The sequence below is a fragment of the Gordonia sp. (in: high G+C Gram-positive bacteria) genome, from assembly GCF_020438995.1.
GTDB lineage: Bacteria > Actinomycetota > Actinomycetes > Mycobacteriales > Mycobacteriaceae > Gordonia.
This window is the reverse complement of the sequence record NZ_JAGQTN010000316.1, coordinates 1-19046: the sequence shown is the minus strand read 5'-3', so window position 1 is coordinate 19046 and position 19046 is coordinate 1. Positions and strand designations below refer to the sequence as shown.

Below are 19046 nucleotides of genomic sequence, written 5' to 3'. Positions count from 1 at the left end.
CGCAACCGACCGAAAGGCGTTCGATGCCCATCACTCTCACTGACCTCCCACGCACCGGCTCGTTCCGGCACGCAGCCCTGGCCAGTGCCCGCCGGTTCGAACCGGCGCAGGTTCTGGCCCCCGGCGCGACGCTGCACGGGCTGAGCGTCGAGGCCGGTTACATCTGGGGCACCCTGCGGGACGACGACGGCGGCCTGTACACCATCATGCGGCGCATCCCACCGGCCCACGACGAACACAAGCCCGACGAAATCCTGTCCCTCGGTGGCAAACTCATCCTCACCCACAGCGACGGCAGCCCCGACTCGCAGCTCATGCTGCGGCGCGAACCGCGCTACGCCATCGACAGCAACGACCTCACCCGTACCGTCACCGCCGATTCCGTCGAGTTCACCGCCGGACCGAACGAGCACGGCCGCAGCACCCGGCTCGCCCTGACCACCGACTCCTTCCACTACATCGAAACCGACGTCATCGAGGCGACGGGAACGCTCGCCACACCGCCGCTGCAATGGTTCCTGCCCGGCCCCGACTCGTCGCTGCTGTATCTGACCCAGACGTGGTTCGTCGAGGGCAACATCGCCGGTAAACCGGTGCGCGGCTTCCTGTTCTGGGAGGAGGCCTGGATGCCCGAGGGCGGGCGGCTCTACATCGACAAGGATCCGCTGCACGATGCCGAGTACCTGTCCTGGTATTCGTGGGCCAATCACTACGCCGACGGTTCCTGCGAGGTGGGCCACTATCTGTTCGGCAACGGCGACTTCCATGTCGCGGTGCGCGCGAGCAGCGACGGAACCGTCACCGTGGGCAAGAGCATGGACCTGACCGTGCACCGCAACGCCGACGGCTACTGGCACGAGCGCATCGACTACGTCATCGACGGCGAACGCTGGGTGTGCGAGGCCGACCTGCACGGCCGGATGGCCGGCCTGGGCAAGATCCCCAATCCGCAACAGGAGGGCCGGATGCACCGCGCCGACGACGATCGGGTGCCCGACGTGTGGATGGCCTGGGGCGAAACAGTTCCCGCGGCCGGCGATCGGCGCAGCTGGTAGCCACACCGGCAACCACCACAAGTCCGAACCACAATAACAGCGGCACAACACTATTCACCACGAAGTGCCGAACCGATAACTGCCACACAACACATGGAGGATTGTCATGGCACTGATCGAGAACTCGGTGGGAACCCTCCCCTACCTGATGACCGACTTCGACCAGCACTGCTACGAGGCCACCGACGCGTTCACCCGCTTCATGCCGGCCAACAAACTGCACACCGCGGTGCGGCCGGTGAAGGTACCCGGCTACGACCGGAAAGTGCTGCTGGCCAACGACAAGATCGTGACCGCACTCGAAAACGACCTCGACCAGGCGTACGTTCCGGGGTCGCTGGTGGAGATGCTCAAGCAGCGGGCATCGGGCGACAACTCCGACTCCGACCGGTTCTACGAGCCGATCCAGGAGGAATACCTCAACAAGGACAAGCGTCTGGTTCAGCTCAAGGAACAGCAGATCGAGAAGGCGATCATGTATCCGGGCGGCTGGGCGCTGCTCGCCGAGGCCTACCTCGACGGCATCGACCCGCTGTACGACAACCTGCGCGCATTCAACCGGTGGATCGACGAGGACTGGGGATTCTCCTACCACGACACCATCTACGCGCCCGCGCTGCTGTCGCTGCGTGACCTCGACCGGTCCGTCGAAGAATTGGAGAAAGTGCTCGACGCCGGTGCCCGCTTCCTGCTGCTGCCCGCCGGCCCGGCGTACGGACGCTCACCCGGCGATCCGTACTTCGATCCGTTCTGGGCCCGTGTCAACGAGGCCAAAGCTGTGGTCTGCTACCACATCTCCGAGTTCTACTACCAGTCGAATGTGGCTGCGGACTGGGGCTGGGGCCTCGTGCCGCCGTTCCAGTTCTCGGCGTGGCAGTGGCAGAACAGCTACGGCGAACGGCCCGTCACCGACACTCTGTCGGCGCTCATCTTCGACAATCTCTTCGGCCGTTTCCCCAACATCAAGGTGTTGGTGAGCGAATTCGGCGCCGAATGGATTCCGCATTTCATCCGGCACATGGACAAGAGCCGCGGCATGGCCCGCAACGGTCGCTGGCTCGGCGGGCAGCTCACCGAACGGCCGAGTACGGTGTTCAAGAAGCACATCCGGGTGGTGCCCTACCCGGAAGACGACACCATCGGCATGGTCGAGAAGCTCGGCACCACCGAATGCCTGCTGATGGGTTCGGACTGGCCACACGCCGAAGGGCTGCGCGAACCCGCCGACTTCTACACCCGCGTCGAAGGACTGGGTGAGGAGAATCGGCGACTGTTCTTGCGCGAGAACGGCATCAACCTGATCGCCGGGACCTGACGGCATGCTCGGACTGGTCCCCGAGGTGGCGCCGCTGCCACCCGAAACAGGCGAACTGCGCGCCGCGGTACGCGAATTCATCGTCACCGACCGCGCCACCCACGGATGGCAGCCGCGGGTCGACTCGTGGATCTCGTCGTGGGATCCCGGATTCAGCCGGCGCCTCGGAGAACGGGGCTGGCTGGGGATGACCCTGCCCGCCGAATACGGCGGACCCGGCCGCAGCTACCTCGACCGGTTCGTGGTCACCGAGGAACTGCTCGCACACGGCGCACCCGTCGCCGCGCACTGGGTGGCCGACCGGCAGGTGGCGCCCGCCCTGCTCGCACACGGCACCTCCGCCCAGCGTGCGAAGTACCTTCCCCGGATCGCCTCCGGTGAGTGCTATTTCGCTATCGGGATGAGCGAACCCGAATCCGGGTCGGATCTGGCGTCGGTACGCACGCGAGGGGTGCGTACCGACGGTGGGTGGGAGGTCACCGGCACCAAGGTGTGGACCTCCGGCGCGCACCACAGCGAGGCGTTCTTCGTCCTCGCCCGCACTGCCGATCTCGACCCGGCCCACCGGCACGACGGGCTGAGCCAGTTCCTGATCCCGTTCGATTCGCCCGGCATCGACATCCGGCCGATCCGGTTGCTCACCGGTCAGCACCATTTCAACGAGGTGGTGCTGGACAAGGTGTTCGTGCCCGACGACATGGTGGTCGGCGCCGTCGGCAACGGCTGGCAGCAGGTGGGTGCCGAGTTGTCATTCGAACGCAGTGGGCCAGAACGTATCCTGTCGCCGCAACCGCTTCTCGACGCGGTCGGCGCGCGGTTGCGGCTGCGCGGTGCCGACGATGACGAACTGCGAACCCTCGGTGGGCTTCTCGCCGACCTCACCACGTTGCGCCATCTGTCGGCATCCGTGGCCCGGGCACTGTCGGACAAGCAGCCTGCCGACCTGAGTGCCGCCGTCGTCAAGGAGATCGGTACCGGTTTCGAACAACGTGCCGTCACCGCCTGCGCGGAACTGGTCCCCGAGGTGCCAGCAGACCCGGACTCGCCCGTCGAGTTGCCCCGTCTGCTGGCCGAAGGTCTGCTGCACGCACCGGGATTCACCCTGCGCGGCGGCACCAATGAGATTCTGCGCGGCGTGATCGCGCGGGGATTGGGGTTGCGTTGACCGCCACCGCCACCGAACTCGCCGGCTTGCGTGAGCTGGCCGACGATCTGTTCGGTTCGATCACCGAACCGCACCTGCACAGTCAGCAGACCGCGTTGCCGTACAGCGCCGAGTCGTGGCGACTGCTGGGTGAATCGGGGTTGTCGCTGCTGACAACACCCGAGGCATCCGGCGGTAGCGGCGCCGGAATCACCGAGGCCGCAATCGTTCTCGACCGATCCGGGTATCACGCGCTGCCCGCACCGCTCGCCGAGTCAGACCTGCTGGCGGCGTGGCTGCTCGTCGCCGCGGGGGCCGACGTGCCCGACGGACCGCTGACCGCCGCTTCAACCATGCTGTCGGCCGATGCGGACCTGGTTGTCCTGGAACATGTTCCGTGGGCACAGGTCGCGTCGGCTGTCGTCGTCACCGGGCCGGGCTTCGTCGGGGTCGCCGACCTGGCCGAGTGCTCGGTCACGCCGGTCGGTGACCTGGCCGGCGAGTACCGGGGCAATGTCACGGTTCCGGCCTCGGCGCTACAGACCCTGCCCACCGCCGACCTGCGGCCCGAGTTCCGGATCAGGGGTGCGTGGGCGCGGTCGGCGCAGATCTGCGGCGCCACCGAACGGGCCCTCGACCTGGCGACCGTCCACGTCGGTGAACGTCACCAATTCGGCCGTCCCATCGGCAAGTTCCAGGCCGTGCAGGAATTGATCGCCCGGTCCGCCGGGTATCTGGTGGCCGCCAAGGCCGCCGCCTCGCATGCCGCTACGGCCGTCGACGAGCATGGGTTCGGGGGTCCCGAGGCGCAGGTCGCCGTGGCGGTGGCCAAGATCCAGGCCGGCCGGGCCGCTGTGGCTGTCTCTCGCGACGTACATCAGGCACACGGCGCGATCGGCTTCACCCTCGACCACCAGCTGCGTCACTTCACTACCCGCATGCTCGCCTGGAACCGCGACTTCGACGGCCCCTCGGTGTGGGAACGGGAACTGGCGTCGGTGTTCCTGGCCTCGGGTGTGTCGGTGTGGGAGTTCGCGACCACTCACTGACACCGTCGGCTCACCGGGTTTCGGGGCTCCTCGCCTGGCGGTTGAGGTGTGAGGAGAGCCGGTGACGAGCCTCGAAACCTCGCAACCAAAGAACATTCAGATAGGGAGAACCACTATGCGCCGCAAGATCTTTGAACCTGAACACGATGATTTCCGGGCCACCGCACGTTCATTCTTTCTCACCGAATGCGTGCCGCATTCGGACGAGTGGGAGGAACGGGGGTATGTCGACCGCGACGTCTGGCTCAAAGCCGGGGAACTGGGGCTGATCGGCTGGGAGATGCCGGAGGAGTTCGGCGGCGCCGATATCCAGGATTTCCGGTTCAACGCCATCCTCAACGAGGAGTATCACGCCACCGGCGCCGTCGGCATCGGGCTCGGGGTACAGAACGACATCCTGTCCGGTTACTTCCGTGACCTCACCACCGAGGAACAGAAGAAGCGCTGGCTGCCGAAATACGTATCGGGCGAATACATCACGGCCATCGCCATGTCGGAGCCGGGTGCCGGATCGGATCTGGCGAATGTGAAGACCTCGGCGCGCCGCGACGGCGACCACTACGTCATCAACGGCGCCAAGACATTCATCTCCAACGGACTGCTCGCCGACCTCGTCGTCGTCGCCTGCCGCACCGATCCCGACGCGGAGAAGCCTCACAAGGGCATCAGCCTCATCGTCGTCGAGACCGGGATGGAGGGGTTCACGCGGGGACGCAAACTCGACAAGATCGGGCAGAAGTCGGCGGACACCGCGGAACTGTTCTTCGACAATGTGCGGGTGCCGGTGGAGAATCTGCTCGGTGAGGAGAACCGCGGCTTCTACCAGTTGATGCGCAATCTGCCGGCCGAACGGCTGGGCATCGCCATTCACGCCGTCGCCCAGGCACGGCGCGCCGTCGATCTGGCCACCTCGTATGCGCACGAGCGCAAGGCTTTCGGACAGGAGATCGGCAAGTTCCAGGTCAATCGGCACGCGCTGGCGCAGATGCGGGTGGAGGTGGACGTGATGCAGACCTACGTCGACCAATGCATCCTCGACGTCAACAGTGGCGAACTGACCGCCGAGGAAGCGGCCGGCGCCAAATGGTGGGCAACGGAAACGCAGTGGAAGATCGTCGACCGCTGCCTGCAACTGCACGGCGGCTACGGCTACATGAACGAGTACGAGATCGCCCGCCTGTGGCGTGACGCCCGTGTACAGCGCATCTACGGCGGCACCAACGAGATCATGCTCGACCTCATCGGCCGCAAACTCGGCTTCTGAGGGTTCACAGCCACAAGCGTTGGGAGCCCGGCGTCACCGGACCCTTCGAGACCCTCGCTCCTTCGTCGCAACGGCCTCAGGGATCAAGAAGCGGGGTCACCACAGCACCTCGTGGTTACGTGAGAACCCAAAACCCGCACTCCTTCATCACCACGACCTCAAGGATCAAGATGTCGGGCCGCCACCACAGCACCTCGTGGTTACGTGAGAACCCAAAACCCGCACTCCTTCGTCACCACGACCTCAAGGATCAAGATGTCGGGTCACCACCACAGCACCTCGTGGCTGCGTGAGAGCCCAAAACCCGCACTCCTCCGTCACCACGACCTTAAGGATCAAGAAGCGGGGTCACCACCACAGCACCTCGTGGTTACGTGAGAACCCAAACCCGCGCTCCTCCGTCACCGCGGCCTCAGGGATCAAGAAGCATGGTCGCGGCCAGGCATCTTGATCCCTGAGGCTGATGCGACGAAGGAGCGAGGGTCACGAAGGGTCCGGTGAGATGCACGCCTGAGGCAACCCGCTCACACCAGCAGGTGTTTGCGGAGTTTGCCGGTGGGGGTGCGGGGCAGGGTGTCGACGAAACGGTAGTCGCGGGGGATCTTGAAGCCTGCCAGGGTTTTCCGGGCGAACTCCGTGAGCGACTCGGCAGATGGCGATGCGCCGGGGCGTGGGGCGACGTGCGCGACGACCCGCTGACCCATCTCCTCGTCGGGGGCGCCGACGACCGCGACGTCGTCGACGTCGGGGTGCAGGATCAAAGCGTCCTCGATCTCGCGGGGGTAGATGTTGACACCGCCGGAGATGATGAGGTTGGTGCGGCGGTCGGCGAGGAACAGGTAGCCATCCTCGTCGAGCCAGCCCATATCACCGACTGTCGATCGGCCGGCGTCGTCGTAGGCCTGCGCGGTCTTCTCCGGATTGCCGTGGTAGGTGAAAGGCGATCCGCCACTGAACCATACGGTGCCGACCTCCCCCGGCCCGAGCGGCTGATGGTCGTCGTCGAGAATATGCGGGGTGCCCATGATCGGCTTGCCCACCGACCCCGGTTTGGTCAGCCAGTCGGCGGAGAAGATGCTGGTGGCGCCGACACCTTCGGTAGCCGAATAGAATTCGAACAGGATCGGTCCCCACCAGTCGATCATCGCGTGTTTCACGGCCACCGGGCACGGGGCGGCGGCATGTACGGCGACGCGGTGACTGCGCAAGTCGTGCCGATCCCGAACGGCGGCATCGAGTTTGAGCATCCGAACGAACATCGTCGGCACCCACTGACTGTGCGTGACCCGGTGCCGCTCGATGAGTTCGAGCGCGGCGGCGGCATCGAAATGTTCCATCACAACGACGGTCCCGCCGTGCCGCAGCGCACCCATCGACCAGCCCAGCGGTGCCGCGTGATACAGCGGCGCCGGGCACAGATACACATCGCCGACACCGAACCCGAGCAGCCCGGCCAGCCATTTGCCCGGGATATCGGGGTACGTACCGAATGCGCCACCGCCCAAAGCCCTTTCGATCCCCTTGGGCCGTCCGGTGGTACCCGACGAGTACAGCAGGAAGTCGCCCTCGGCCTGGTCGGCGATCGGTTCGGCCGGGTAGTCGGCGAGATCCAGTGCCCGCCAGAGCGGATCGTCGATCGGATCCACCGAGTACGCGGGCACCGCGGGTTCGCCGACCGCACTGCGACACTGCGCCGACGACACCACCAGCGCCGCACCGGAATCGGCGATGATGTAACCGGCTTCGGCGGGGGTGAGATGGGTGTTGACCACCACGTAGTACAACCCGGCCCGCTGCGCACCGAATGCCAGCACCAGCAGGTCGATCCGGTTCTCCATCGCGATCGCCACTGTGCGGCCGGTGGCCAGACCGGCCGATCGGAAGAACTGGGCGGCCCGGTTGGACCGGGCCTCCAGTTCCCCGAAAGTGATGGAATCACCGGATGGTTCGATGATGATCGCGGTCCGGCCGGCCCAATCGGGTTCGAACACCGTCGTCCGCGGCACCGTGTCGGTACTCACCGGATCAGGATGGAGACCGCGCCGGTACCCGGCGACCCGTACAGGTGGGTGTAGCCGACACGAGGCGGCACAGCGATCTGCCGGTTTCCGGCCTGCCCACGCATCTGCAGCACCACCTCGTGGATCTGCCGCAGCCCCGACGCCCCGATCGGCTCGCCGTTGGCGATGAGACCGCCGTCGGTGTTCACCGGCAACGACCCACCGATCTCGGTGTGCCCGTCCGCGATCAGCTTCTCCTGATCACCGTCGGCGCAGAATCCGTTCTCCGCCATGTGGATGACCTCGGAGCCTGCGTCGGTGTCCTGCAACTGCGCCACCCCCACATCCGATGGCGATACCCCGGCCAGCTCGTACGCCGCGAGCGATGCGGCGACGGTAGGGCTCGGTGCCCCGGTGGCAGGCAGCGACGGGCACTGCACCTCGAACGCCCCGTCGGTGCGGGTACGCAGCAACGACGCCGCAAGCCGGATAGGTTGGCTCTGGTATTCGCGGGCCTTGTCGGCACGGCACAGCACCACCGCCGCCGCCCCCTCGTCGGGGGCGCAGTACATGAATCGGGTCAGCGGATAGTTCAGGTACGGCGCGGCGAGGATATCCTCCTCGCTCATCGGGGTCCGCCGCCAGGCGCGTTCATTGAGCTCGCCGTTACGGAAGTTCTTGGCCGCCACCCGCGCCAACGTCATCGGGGTGATGCCGTATTCGTGCATGTACCGGTTGATCTTCATGCCGAAGAAATGGGTCGTCAGAAACATCCCGGTTTCGGCGTACCAGGCGGGCAGACCCAGCACCGACGGATCAGCCGAGAACGCACCGCGGGGATGCTTGTCGAAACCGACGGCGACCGCGATGTCGGCCTCACCGTGTTCAATCGCCCTGGCCGCCATCGACAGTGAGGTGTTGGCGGTGGCACAGCCGTTGAACACCCCGTACACGGGGATGCCGGTGAGCCCGATCTTGGCGACCACCGAATCCGGGTTGGACACCTCAAGACTGCCGGCGAAACAGGTCTGCACATCGGACCAGGAGATGCCCGCGTCGGTGAGTGCGGCGCGTAGCGCATCGGCACCCATGTCGAGGGCGGACTTTCCGGGGAACCGGCCGAACGGGTGCATCCCGACGCCGATGACGGACACTTCGGTCATGGTTCAGTCCTCGTTTCCGGGGGCCGGAGTGAAGGCGAATGTCTCGCCGCCGGCGAAGGGGATGGTGATCACGCGCATCGGTCCGCCGATGGGCAGTTCGGCCGGGTCACACGTGGTGAGCCGGCCCTCCACCAGGATTCCTTCGGGAAACTCCACGTATCCGACTCCGTACGAACGGAATTCACCGTCGGTGATAGCCGGTGCGGGCGGTACGAACTCCTGGCTGGTCCAGGTGTACAACGTGCCCGAGGTGCTCAGTTCCACCGTCTCCTGACCAGGTTCGGCCGGGAACACCAGGAACTCCGATCGTGACGACCGGGACGCGATCAGGTGCACACCGTCGTCGCCGACCCGGAACAGGCCGTCAGGTGCGGTGAAAGTTGCTGTGTCCGTTGAACTCATGCCCCGAAAAGCTCCTCGAACGCGCCGCGCAGCACCCGGTCGCGGATGCGGTCGTCGACGCCGTCGAAGATGGTGTGCAGCGTCTGCTGGGTGTGTCCGTAGGTGCCTTCGAGGTGCGGGTAGTCATCGCCCCACAGCACGTTGTCGTAGTGGGTGTCCTCGATGACCTGCACGGCGCTGATGTCGTGCTGGAAGGAGGCGAACACCTGCTGACGGATGATCTCGCTGGGCAGCCGGGAGAGCCTGGGCCGCACGAACATTCCGTGCTGGCGGTAGGCCTCGTCCATGCGGTCACCGATCGCCGGCACCCACGCGGCACCACCCTCGGCGATGAGCACCTTGAGGTCGGGGTGCCGGTCGAGTGCGCCGCCGGCCACCATGTGCGAGACGACGCGCATACCCGGGTAGGTGGTCTCCATGTAGTTGACCACCGCACCACCGGGGCCGCGGTAGACGACGTTGGCCGATCCGGTGCCGATGTGGAAGGTCAGCGGCAGACCCATCCGCTCGGCCGCGGTCCACAGCGGCTCCCAGATGTCCAGGCCCCACGCGCGGTCGTCAGGGATGCCGCACGGGAAATACAGTGCCTTGAAACCCATTTCGGCGGCACGCTCGGCCTCGGCGACGGCGTTGCCGACGTCCATCAGCGGAATGATAGCGGGCGCGAAGATGCGGTCCTGCTTACCCATGATGTCTTCCATCGCCCAGTCGTTCCAGGCGCGGGCGACGGCGTTCTCCAGTTCGGGGTCGCGGATGTTGCACACCCAGAAACCCATCGACGGGAAGGCGAGCTGATTGCGCACACCCTCCTGGTCGAGGTCACGCAGCCGGATGGTGAGATCCTTGAAACCCGGCGGGCGCATCGCGTCCATGAAGTCGTTGAGCTGCCGGTCGATCTGCGTCCCGTCGATGTAGACGATCTCGTACTTCTCGCCGCGCTCGGAGCGGGGCGCCCGGTCGGCGAGCGCCTTGGGCAGGCGCGAGGTCCACAGGTCCTCGGGTTCCATCAGGTGCGAGTCGCCCGAGTGGGCCCAGATCTTTTCGTCGCCGGCCTGTTCGGACGGGGCGGACATCGCTTGCGTCATGGATTTCTCCTCTGTCGGGATTTCGGTTCATGTCGTGGATTCCGGACATACATCCGGTGTCCGGGGCTGTGCGGGACATGAGCGGCGGATATGGAAGAAAGGTGACCCTGTCGGCCACATACTTTACACTGTAACGTAAAGATGTGGCCGTGAGTAGCCCCCACCCGGCCCCGATACCGTTTCCAGGAGCTTCCATGACACAGACCACCGACACCGCCGGCCTCACCCCCGAGCAGCGCGCCGAATACCTGGCCCTGCTGACCCCCGAGAACCTGTCGGCGCTGATGCGGTCCACCTGGACGTGGGACGACCGCGCCCTGCGCCGCACCCTCAGCGACCTGATCGTCGACCTGAGCGCGGTGGCCGAACTGCGCCGCGGCGATGTGGTCTGCACCGACGCCGTCATCCACGCCGCCGAGAGCCGGGTGCTGGCCGCGACCGGCGAGTTCATCGCCGAGGTCCTCGGCCCGCGACTGCTCATCGACACCGGCAATCCGTTCCGCGCCGCGATGCTGACGCTGACCACCGCGACGGCCGCGCTCACCGCAGACGCCGAACGCGCCCTCGACGTCGTCGCGCAGGACGTGACCGGGCGGGTCATCGAACGGACCGAGGAACTGGCCGCGATCCTGCCCGAGGATCGCTGGCCCGACAAGGCGTTCACCGGCTCGGCCATCCATCTGGCGCGGGTCGCGTACTCGGCCGGGTACACCCTGTCGCCGACACCGTACTTCGGCGCGGCCGGCCTTGGGGCGCAAGCATTCTGGATTGCCGGCTCGCCCACCGACGACACCGTCGACGTGCATACCTGCACCCTCGCCGCCGCCGAGAAGACCGGTTCCTGGGATCCCGCGCTGGTCAAGACCCGCGCCACCCCGGTCGGCGACGGGTGGGAGATCACCGGCGAGAAATGGTACGTACCAGGCGCATCCGATGCCGCGACGCTGCTGGTGATCGCCCGCACGATCGGTGGGCCGTCGCTGTACGCGGTCGAAAGGTCGGCGCCCGGGGTCACCGTCGAACCGCTCGACGGCCTGGACGAGGCACATCAGTTGTCCCGCATTACCTTCGAGGCCGCCCCAGGTCGGCTCATCGGGCGTGACGGCGCGGGCGGGCGGATCATGAACCGCACCGTCGACAAGGCCGGGACCGTGCTGGCCGGTGAGCAGATGGGTCTGGTCGACAGGGCCCTGGGCGACTATTCGCAGGTGCCGCCGTCGTGCGACGACGACGCCGCCTGGCGCCGCTACACACGGCTGATCGCCGGACTCGAAGTGGCCCGCTGCACCGCCACGGCGCTCTGGTACCGGGCGGTGACGCTACAGGGCGACGACGACCTCGATGCCGCGTCGGTGGCCGCGGCGATCGCCCATATCGGCTGCTCACGGGCGGTGCGCAGGGTTGCCTTGCTGTTGGGATCGGCGGCTTCGGGCATCGACGGAGAGGTCGTGGCAGGGCTGCGCAACCGGGCCCGGACCACCGACCTGCTCCTCGGCGGACCGGCGTTGGCGCATGAACGGATGCTGGAGCGTCTTGGCATCTGAGGCAACTACACTGCCCGCTGTGCCCGCTGAACCAGTCGGAAAGAAGAGCAGGGGGCGTCCGGCGACGCTGACCGAGGATCAGATCGTCGACGCCGCACTGCGGGTCATCCGGTCCGACGGGCTCGACGCGCTGTCGATGCGGCGGCTGTCGAAGGAGTTGGGGCGGTCGCAGATGGCAGCGTACTCGTACGTCGCCGACAAGCAGGAACTACTCGACCTGGTGGCCCGGAAAACGCTCGCGGACGTGGCGATTCCGACGGCGGACAGCGGGCCCTGGGAGATGCGGCTGCGCAAGCTGATCGACGGTATCGACACCCATCTGCGGCGGCATCCCGGGATCGCCGGATTATTGCTGCAGCGGATGTTGCAGACCGACCGGCGGTTGGTCAACGCGTTCATGGAGATCATGGTGGACGCGGGGCTCTCGGAGCGTCAGGTTTTGTTGGCATACTCGATGATTCACACGTACCTGTTCGGGCGATACCAGGTGACGCTGGTGTCGCGGCCGGCCGACGACGGGGAGTTGCCCGAGACCCTGGCCCGGATGGTCACCCACCTCGACGAACTGCACGGCGCCGACTACTACAACTTCGGCATCGAAACCCTCATCGACGGACTGCGGGTCCGGGTCGCGGAGAACAACTCCCGCTGAGTGCGGCTCCTCGGTGGAGTCAGGTGGCGAAAGGTCACCGGACCCTTCGCGACCCTCGCTCCTTCGTCGCAACGGCCTCAGGGATCAAGATGATTGGTCACGAACAATCAGCCCCAGCAACCAAGATGACGGTCACGAACAATCAACCCCAGCAATCAAGATGACGGTCACGAACAATCAGCCTCAGGAATCAAGGTGGTCTGTCGCGACCAGGCTTCTTGATCCCTGAGGCTGAAGCGACGGAGGAGCGAGGGTCACGAAGGATCAGGTGACGCCAGGCTCTCACGCAGGGGCGCCCCCGATGCGGACGAGGGTGGTGTTCTCGTCCTGTTGGGTGAGGGTGCCTGTCAGGCCGGTGGGGATGGCGGGGACGGGGTCGTGGCGGGCGTGGGTGCCGGCGACCGACAGGGAGCCGTCGTCGGCGGCGGTGACCTGCCATTCGGCGGCATTGACCTGGAGGTCGTGAGGGGCCGAGGGGACGGCCAGACCCAGTGCGGGACCGAGCAATTCGAGTCCGATGGACGGGATGCCGGCATTGGTGAGGGTGGCGTGCGGGCCACTGCGGGCCCATAGCAGACGCACCTTGGCGAATTCGGCCCGTAGGTCGTCGACCTGGGACGAAATGGCGCCAAGGGTCTCCTCGCCGAGACCGATGACGACGGTGACCGGGAAGCTGCGCAGGATCGACAGGAACCGGTTGACGTCCCAACCGTAGGTCTCAGTGGGCGTGTAGGTGGCCCCGATGCGACGCAGCGCGTGCACGATCGGACTCATCTGCGGCGCTTCGTGATTGGGGGTCGTGACGAGTACGTGGTCGTCACCGGTCACCCCAGCCGCCACCAGTTGGGCGTGGGCCCAGTCGGTGTCGCGGGCGAAGTCGTCCCAGCCGATCTCGTAGTCGATGTAGTCGTCGCCGGAGCGGGCGACGCCGATGCCGTAGAGGGGTGAGCGCGGCAGCCGGGCGGCGGCCTCGAGCATTGTCTGACGTGTCATTCCTTCACCGTCCTGGGGAACTTGGCGACGCTGGAGCTGTACTGCAGGATGTCTTCGGTGGTCATCATGGCGGCGTCGACACCGACGCCGAGACCGGCTTCGAGGGCGGCCACGACCCGGCTTTCCACGTCGCCGACGTCGGTGGTGCGTTCGGGTGCGTAGCCGATCCGCAGCCGCAACCGCGTCATCGGACCCGACGAACGGATGATCTGGAACATGCCGTCGCTGAGCTCGGGTTCGGCTTCGACGATGCGCCACACATCGTTGACGAGGATGGCCTTGCCGTCGATCATCGTCTCGTCGCCCTGACGGCCCAGGACCCACATGCGGGTGTGGGTGCGGCCCACCGGATCCGGTTCGCGGCTCACGCGCACCAGGTCACCCGAGCGGAAGCGGATGTAGGGGGCGGCCCGGTTGTCGAGGTCGGTGGCGATCAGTTCGCCGATCTCGCCCTCGGGGGTGGGGGCGTCGGTGACCGGATCCACCACCTCGGGGAACATGGTGTCCTCCCACAGCTGATAGCCGTCGAATCCCGGCCCTTCCCACGCGGTTCCGGTGTCGCCGGCGCTGGTGTAAGTGACCACCTTGACGCCCCACTCCTCGGTGACCTTGCGCCGCAGGGCCTCGCCCATCGGCATGCCCGCGTAGGAGAAGAACTTGACCGACGAGAAGTAGTCGCGCAGGTCGTATTTGTCCTCGAGCCTCTCGAATTCCATGATCGCCGGCAGGTGGGTCTGCAGGTAGGCGACCTTGTGCTTCTTGATGGCGCGCAGCAGACCTTCGCCCTGGCCGAGCCAGCTGTCGGCGAACACCGGGGTGCAACCGAGCGCCTGGTAGAAGTCGTCCCAGTAGTTGCGGAAGCTGCCGACCGGCACCAGCACGCGGTCGCCGGGCCGCAGTCCGTGCCCGTACAGATCGCGCGTGGACGCGGCGGGCAGCGGCGGGGCCTGCGTCCAGATCTCCGGCAGCGGCTCTGGTGCCGAGGTCGTTCCGGAAGTGGTTGTCAGCGAGGTCAATTCCGTCGCGGGCACGCACAGCAGGCCGCCGTAGGGGTCGCCGGTGCGCTCGCGGTAGGCGATGATGTCGGCCTTGCTGAGGGTGGGGATCTTGGTGGTGAAGTCCTCGATCGAGGTGATGTCGTCGGGCGTGACGCCGGCGGCGGCCCACAGCTCGCGATAGAGCGGTGAGTTGTCCCAGGCGTAGCGGACCAGGTCGAGCACCGCGGCCTCCTGGCCGGCCTCGATCTTGTCGCGTGGGGCGCGTTCGATCTCCGGCTCCAGCAGTTCATGCGCTTCGGTATCTGGTACCGGGCTCGCGGCTTCGAGCCCACTCTGGATGGTCAATCTTCCTCCGGTTGTTGAGGTTTGACTGGTCATAGGGCCGGTCGTGGGACCTGTTCACGGGGCACCGCCCGGGCCGGGCGGCGGCCGTCTCGTCGTGACCTGGCGCACACTCTATCAGTAAACTGATTAAACTGTATAGAACCGGACAAAAACGACCCGTGGCGCCCACGTGTGTTAATTGTTAAGTTGTTTGTACTGATTGACTTCCTGAGAGGGTGTCCCCCACTGTGAGCCTGCGAGATGTGGCCATCGTCGGCGTGTACGCGACCGAACAAGGCCGGAGTCTTCCCCACCGCACGTCGCTCGACCTGGCACAGGAGGCCGTCTTCGGCGCGATCGCCGACGCCGGCCTGCAATCGTCCGATGTCGACGGCGTGGCCGCCGACTGGCCCGGTCCCGGCGGCGAACCCGGTGAAGGCGCCTCGTGGGCGCGTGCCCTCGGCGGCCCCGTCAGCTGGGTCAGCGATTCACTGCTCGACACCTCCGGCGCGCGCGGCGTTCTCAAGGCGGCCTCGGCGATCGACGCCGGACTGTGCGATGTGGCCGTCGTCGGCGGCGGCATGGCCGGGATGTTCGGTCCCGGCGCGAGCGTCGGCCCCGGAATGGAGCCGTGCGAGTTCACCGACGTCTGGGGCGGATACGTGGTGCCCCTGTTCGCACTCGTCGCCGCCGAACACATGCACCGCTTCGGCACCACACCGGAGCAGTTGGCCACCGTCGCAGCCACCATCCGCAACAACGGCAGCACCAACCCCGAGGCGGTGATGTTCGGCAAAGGGCCCTACACCGCCGCGGACATCCTGGCCTCGCCGATGCTGGCCAGCCCACTGCACCGCCTGGACGTCTGCCTGACCGGCGAGGGGGGCGCCGCGGTCGTGCTGACCAGCCTGGAACGGGCCCGCGACCTGCCACACGTACCGGTGTCGATCCTCGGCGGCGCGATGGAGGCCGCCGGCGGGGCGTATGTGCTGCCGCCGTCGTACAGCGAGGTGGGCAGGCTCGGGGAACGGGCCGCTGCCCGCGCCTTCCGGTTGGCCGGGATCGCCCCCACCGACGTCGACGTGCTGAGCCTGTACGACCCCAACTCGTTCGAGATCATCCGGCAGTTGGAGGTTCTCGGCTACTGCACCGAAGGCGAGGGCGGTCAGTACGTGACCGACCACTCCATCGGGCTCGACGGGCCGCACCCGGTCAACCCCGATGGCGGTTGCCTGTCGTACGCGTGGAACGGCACCCAGCAGATGACGCTCAAGGTGATCGAATGCGTCCGCCAGCTCCGCGGCACCGCCGTCCACCAGATCGCCGACCCACAGATCACGCTGGCCGCCAATGCCGGCTCGGCCGCCGGTCACTACGAGATCGCCGTCCTCGGAAAGGGCTGAGCCATGCGCAGACTCGACGCACGACCGACCGTACTGTCCCAGGAGTTCTGGGACTCCGCCCGCGAACACCGGCTGATGGTGCCCCGCTGCAATACCACCGGAACATACTTCTTTCCGCCCGAACGATGCGTTCCCGGAACGACTTCCACCGACTGGTCGTACGCACCGAGCAGTGGTCTGGGCACCGTCGTCACGTTCACCGTGGTGCACCGGCCGCCGTCGGCCGACTTTGACAACCCGTACCTGCTGGCCGTCGTCGCCGTCGACGAGGGCTGGAACTACCTGACCAACATCGTCGGCTGCGACCCGGCCGACGTCCACATCGGCATGCGCGTGCAGGTGAACTTCATCGACATCGAGAACGCAACCCTGCCCGCCTTCACCCCCACCAGCAAAACGGAGCCCTCATCGTGACCAGCACCCACCTCACCCTGTCCGGCATCTGCACCGAGAACAGTCGCCGATATCCCGGCGGCACGGCCGTCGTCGACGGCGAGATCCGGTTCAGCTGGCCACAATTCGAGTCCCGAGTAAATCAGGTGGCGCACGTCCTCGCCGATTCCGGTGTGGGGCGCGGCGATCGGATCCTGTGGCTGGCGCAGTCGTCGTACCGCTTCCTGGAGCTGATGATCGCCGCCAGCCGGGTGGGCGCGATGATCTGCCCGGTCAACTGGCGCCAGTCCGGCGACGAAATGGCGTTCGTCATCGACGATCTCGCGCCCGCACTGACCGTGTGGCAGGACGAGGAGATCGGCACCGCCGTGGCCGCCGCCCGGGAACAGGCGAGTTCGGCCGGCACCTGGATCCAGCTCGACACCGACGCCGCCGACGGCTACGACGCGCTGGTGGCCGTAGCGTCGACAGAGGCTGTGCCGGAACAGGGTTCGGCCGACGACGCGCTGCTGGTGATCTACACGGCGGCCATCATCGACAAGCCCGGCGGGTCGATGCTCAGCAATCACAACCTCATCTCGATGGCGATCGCCACCTCGGCGGCCACCGATATCGACGAGACGTGCGTGTTCCTCAATTCCGGGCCGCTGTTCCACATCGGGAACTTCCAGTTCGATTCGCTGCCGGTGTTCATCCACGGCGGCACCAACGTGTACCTGCGCCGCGTCGAAGCGCCCGAGGTGCTGCGCATCCTGGCCGCGGAGAAGGTCACCTCGGCGTTCCTGATGCCGCCGACCATCATGGAGATCAGGGCGATCAACGCCGATGGCGCCCATGACCTTTCGTCGCTGCGAGCCGGCGCGTTCGGCCCGGTGTGGGGCGACGCGCTGCCCGCCGACACCTCCGCGTGGGCGCAACGGCCGGGCGGATTCGGGCAGACCGAGGTCACCGGACTCGCGCTGCTCAAGGCGTTCGGTCCCACCGGCATCGGCAACGGGGGGCGGCCGTCGCCGTTCACCCAGGTCAAGATCGTCGATACCGACGGCGTGGAGGTGGCCGACGGCGAGATCGGCGAGATCGCGCTGCGTGGTGACACCGTGCACCAGGGCTACTGGAACCGGCCGGCGGTCAATGAGGCCCGATTCCTCGACGGCGGGTGGTGGCGCACCACCGATGCCGGTCGCCGGGAAGCCGACGGGACCGTCGCATTCCTGGGCACCATGACGCGGATGATCAAGTCGGCAGCCGAGAACATCTACCCGCCGGAGGTCGAGGGCGCCCTGACCAGCCATCCGGCGGTCAAGGCCGCAGCGATCATCGGGGTTCCCGATCCCGCGTTCGTGCAGTCGGTGAAGGCGATCGTCGTGCTCGAGGACGGCGGATCAGTATCGGAGGACGAGCTGCGCGACTACTGCAAGGAACGCATCGCCTCGTACAAGAAGCCGCGCTTCGTCGAGTTCGTCGACGCGCTTCCGACGGTGGGCGGGCAGACCGACTACGACGCCCTCGACGCCGCGTTCGGCGGTGGTGGATACCCTGGGAAGGCTGACATCACCAAGGTAGGAGCGCACTAGAGCCATGGAAGCACTGCCCAAGCACATGCCCAACTGGTGGGACAAGCCCGCGCCCGTCACGGTGCCCGAGGGCTACGCCGAATTCGTTGAGCAGTTCCGGGTTCTGCAGGACGTGCTCACCGCCGCCGCACCCGACGCCGAGCAGACCCGCACCGCGGCGGGGCTGGTCGCCCAGCTCATCGACGTGCTGGCACCTGCCGAGACCGACGAATGGTCGCAGTTGTCGGGCAGGCTCAATGCGCCCGGGCGTGGGCAGACGCTCGTGCCCGTGGTGCATGTCGAATCCGAGACCGAGACTCAGTCACGGGGCACCGTCCGATTCGGCCGGCACTACCTCGGCGGAAACAACGCCGCACACGGCGGCGCCATCCCGCTGCTGTTCGACGACGCGCTCGGCCGGTTCGCCAACTCGCACGGGCGGCCCATCGCCCGCACCGCATATCTGCACGTCGACTACCGCAGCGTCACCCCCGTCGACACCGACCTGGACGTGATCGTGCGGTTCGACCGCGAGGAGGGCCGCAAACGGTACCTCACCGGCGAGATCCGGCACGGCGAGCGTCTGTGCGCCGAGGCACACGGGCTGTTCGTGGTCTTGCGGCCGGGTTCGGCGTAAGCCAGGCCGTCATCTCACCGGACCCAACGCGGCCCTCGCTCGTTCCTCGCAACGGCCTCAGGGATCAAGAAG

17 protein-coding genes are annotated in these 19046 nt (G+C 66.7%); 11 read left to right on the top strand and 6 right to left on the bottom strand.

From position 1 onward, the window contains the following. Positions 1 to 23: 23 nt before the first annotated feature. The 5 genes from KDB67_RS22100 (at position 24) to KDB67_RS22080 (ending at position 5827) form a co-directional block, all read left to right on the top strand. A complete protein-coding gene (locus KDB67_RS22100) occupies positions 24 to 1055 on the top strand; it encodes a hypothetical protein (RefSeq protein WP_291020675.1) in 1032 nt (343 codons plus the stop codon). Positions 1056 to 1161: 106 nt separating this feature from the next. After that, positions 1162 to 2370, top strand: coding sequence for an amidohydrolase family protein (locus KDB67_RS22095; protein ID WP_291020673.1), 1209 nt, complete (start codon positions 1162 to 1164; stop codon positions 2368 to 2370). A gap of 4 nt (positions 2371 to 2374) precedes the next feature. After that, positions 2375 to 3535: an acyl-CoA dehydrogenase family protein gene (locus KDB67_RS22090; protein ID WP_291020671.1), complete on the top strand. Its 1161-nt coding sequence runs from the start codon at positions 2375 to 2377 to the stop codon at positions 3533 to 3535. Next, on the top strand, positions 3532 to 4563 hold the full coding sequence (locus KDB67_RS22085) for an acyl-CoA dehydrogenase family protein (RefSeq protein ID WP_291020669.1): 1032 nt from the start codon (positions 3532 to 3534) through the stop codon (positions 4561 to 4563). Before KDB67_RS22090 ends, KDB67_RS22085 begins: the two co-directional genes overlap by 4 nt. 115 nt (positions 4564 to 4678) lie before the next feature. Beyond that, positions 4679 to 5827, top strand: coding sequence for an acyl-CoA dehydrogenase family protein (locus tag KDB67_RS22080; RefSeq protein ID WP_291020667.1), 1149 nt, complete (start codon positions 4679 to 4681; stop codon positions 5825 to 5827). Between the two features lie 524 nt (positions 5828 to 6351). Here the strand turns inward: KDB67_RS22080 and KDB67_RS22075 are convergent. From KDB67_RS22075 to KDB67_RS22060, 4 genes are read right to left on the bottom strand one after another with little or no spacing between them, the layout of a single operon-like run. Next, positions 6352 to 7848, bottom strand: a complete 1497-nt coding sequence (locus KDB67_RS22075; protein ID WP_291020665.1) for an AMP-binding protein — start codon at positions 7846 to 7848, stop codon at positions 6352 to 6354. Next, entirely contained in the window at positions 7845 to 8990 is a 1146-nt protein-coding gene (locus KDB67_RS22070; RefSeq protein ID WP_291020663.1) for a thiolase family protein, read from the bottom strand. Before KDB67_RS22070 ends, KDB67_RS22075 begins: the two co-directional genes overlap by 4 nt. Positions 8991 to 8993: 3 nt before the next feature. Next, entirely contained in the window at positions 8994 to 9392 is a 399-nt protein-coding gene (locus tag KDB67_RS22065; RefSeq protein ID WP_291020661.1) for an OB-fold domain-containing protein, read from the bottom strand. Next, complete coding sequence (locus tag KDB67_RS22060) at positions 9389 to 10477, bottom strand: amidohydrolase family protein (protein ID WP_291020659.1); 1089 nt, start codon at positions 10475 to 10477, stop codon at positions 9389 to 9391. Before KDB67_RS22060 ends, KDB67_RS22065 begins: the two co-directional genes overlap by 4 nt. A gap of 194 nt (positions 10478 to 10671) precedes the next feature. On the opposite strand from KDB67_RS22060, the gene KDB67_RS22055 reads away from it, so the two are divergent. Both KDB67_RS22055 and KDB67_RS22050 read left to right on the top strand, forming a co-directional pair. Then, on the top strand, positions 10672 to 12021 hold the full coding sequence (locus tag KDB67_RS22055) for an acyl-CoA dehydrogenase family protein (RefSeq protein ID WP_291020657.1): 1350 nt from the start codon (positions 10672 to 10674) through the stop codon (positions 12019 to 12021). A gap of 19 nt (positions 12022 to 12040) precedes the next feature. Beyond that, the gene (locus KDB67_RS22050) at positions 12041 to 12673 is read left to right on the top strand and encodes a TetR/AcrR family transcriptional regulator C-terminal domain-containing protein (RefSeq protein WP_291020655.1); all 633 of its coding nucleotides are present in this window, start codon (positions 12041 to 12043) and stop codon (positions 12671 to 12673) included. A gap of 282 nt (positions 12674 to 12955) precedes the next feature. On the opposite strand, the gene KDB67_RS22045 is transcribed toward KDB67_RS22050, so the two are convergent. Together KDB67_RS22045 and KDB67_RS22040 are read right to left on the bottom strand one after the other, a co-directional pair. After that, positions 12956 to 13666, bottom strand: a complete 711-nt coding sequence (locus tag KDB67_RS22045; protein ID WP_291020653.1) for a hypothetical protein — start codon at positions 13664 to 13666, stop codon at positions 12956 to 12958. Beyond that, positions 13663 to 15009: a phenylacetate--CoA ligase family protein gene (locus KDB67_RS22040; RefSeq protein ID WP_291020651.1), complete on the bottom strand. Its 1347-nt coding sequence runs from the start codon at positions 15007 to 15009 to the stop codon at positions 13663 to 13665. Before KDB67_RS22040 ends, KDB67_RS22045 begins: the two co-directional genes overlap by 4 nt. 227 nt (positions 15010 to 15236) lie before the next feature. Here KDB67_RS22040 and KDB67_RS22035 point away from each other — a divergent pair, with 227 nt between their 5' ends. From KDB67_RS22035 to KDB67_RS22020, 4 genes are read left to right on the top strand one after another with little or no spacing between them, the layout of a single operon-like run. Further along, positions 15237 to 16391 carry a thiolase family protein gene (locus tag KDB67_RS22035; protein ID WP_291020649.1) on the top strand — a complete coding sequence of 385 codons (1155 nt, stop codon included), beginning with the start codon at positions 15237 to 15239 and terminating at the stop codon, positions 16389 to 16391. A gap of 3 nt (positions 16392 to 16394) precedes the next feature. Next, positions 16395 to 16805, top strand: a complete 411-nt coding sequence (locus KDB67_RS22030; protein ID WP_291020647.1) for a Zn-ribbon domain-containing OB-fold protein — start codon at positions 16395 to 16397, stop codon at positions 16803 to 16805. Then, complete coding sequence (locus tag KDB67_RS22025; RefSeq protein ID WP_291020645.1) at positions 16802 to 18358, top strand: AMP-binding protein; 1557 nt, start codon at positions 16802 to 16804, stop codon at positions 18356 to 18358. The genes KDB67_RS22030 and KDB67_RS22025 overlap by 4 nt, the downstream gene beginning before the upstream one ends. A gap of 4 nt (positions 18359 to 18362) precedes the next feature. After that, positions 18363 to 18974 carry a PaaI family thioesterase gene (locus tag KDB67_RS22020; protein WP_291020643.1) on the top strand — a complete coding sequence of 204 codons (612 nt, stop codon included), beginning with the start codon at positions 18363 to 18365 and terminating at the stop codon, positions 18972 to 18974. Positions 18975 to 19046 lie beyond the last annotated feature (72 nt).

Coding starts and splice junctions, on each gene's coding strand:
- KDB67_RS22100 (WP_291020675.1), top strand. CDS start 24: ATGCCCATCACTCTCACTGACCTCCCACGCACCGGCTCGTTCCGGCAC.
- KDB67_RS22080 (WP_291020667.1), top strand. CDS start 4,679: ATGCGCCGCAAGATCTTTGAACCTGAACACGATGATTTCCGGGCCACC.
- KDB67_RS22055 (WP_291020657.1), top strand. CDS start 10,672: ATGACACAGACCACCGACACCGCCGGCCTCACCCCCGAGCAGCGCGCC.
- KDB67_RS22030 (WP_291020647.1), top strand. CDS start 16,395: ATGCGCAGACTCGACGCACGACCGACCGTACTGTCCCAGGAGTTCTGG.
- KDB67_RS22020 (WP_291020643.1), top strand. CDS start 18,363: ATGGAAGCACTGCCCAAGCACATGCCCAACTGGTGGGACAAGCCCGCG.
- KDB67_RS22090 (WP_291020671.1), top strand. CDS start 2,375: ATGCTCGGACTGGTCCCCGAGGTGGCGCCGCTGCCACCCGAAACAGGC.
- KDB67_RS22060 (WP_291020659.1), bottom strand. CDS start 10,477: ATGACGCAAGCGATGTCCGCCCCGTCCGAACAGGCCGGCGACGAAAAG.
- KDB67_RS22070 (WP_291020663.1), bottom strand. CDS start 8,990: ATGACCGAAGTGTCCGTCATCGGCGTCGGGATGCACCCGTTCGGCCGG.
- KDB67_RS22065 (WP_291020661.1), bottom strand. CDS start 9,392: ATGAGTTCAACGGACACAGCAACTTTCACCGCACCTGACGGCCTGTTC.
- KDB67_RS22095 (WP_291020673.1), top strand. CDS start 1,162: ATGGCACTGATCGAGAACTCGGTGGGAACCCTCCCCTACCTGATGACC.
- KDB67_RS22045 (WP_291020653.1), bottom strand. CDS start 13,666: ATGACACGTCAGACAATGCTCGAGGCCGCCGCCCGGCTGCCGCGCTCA.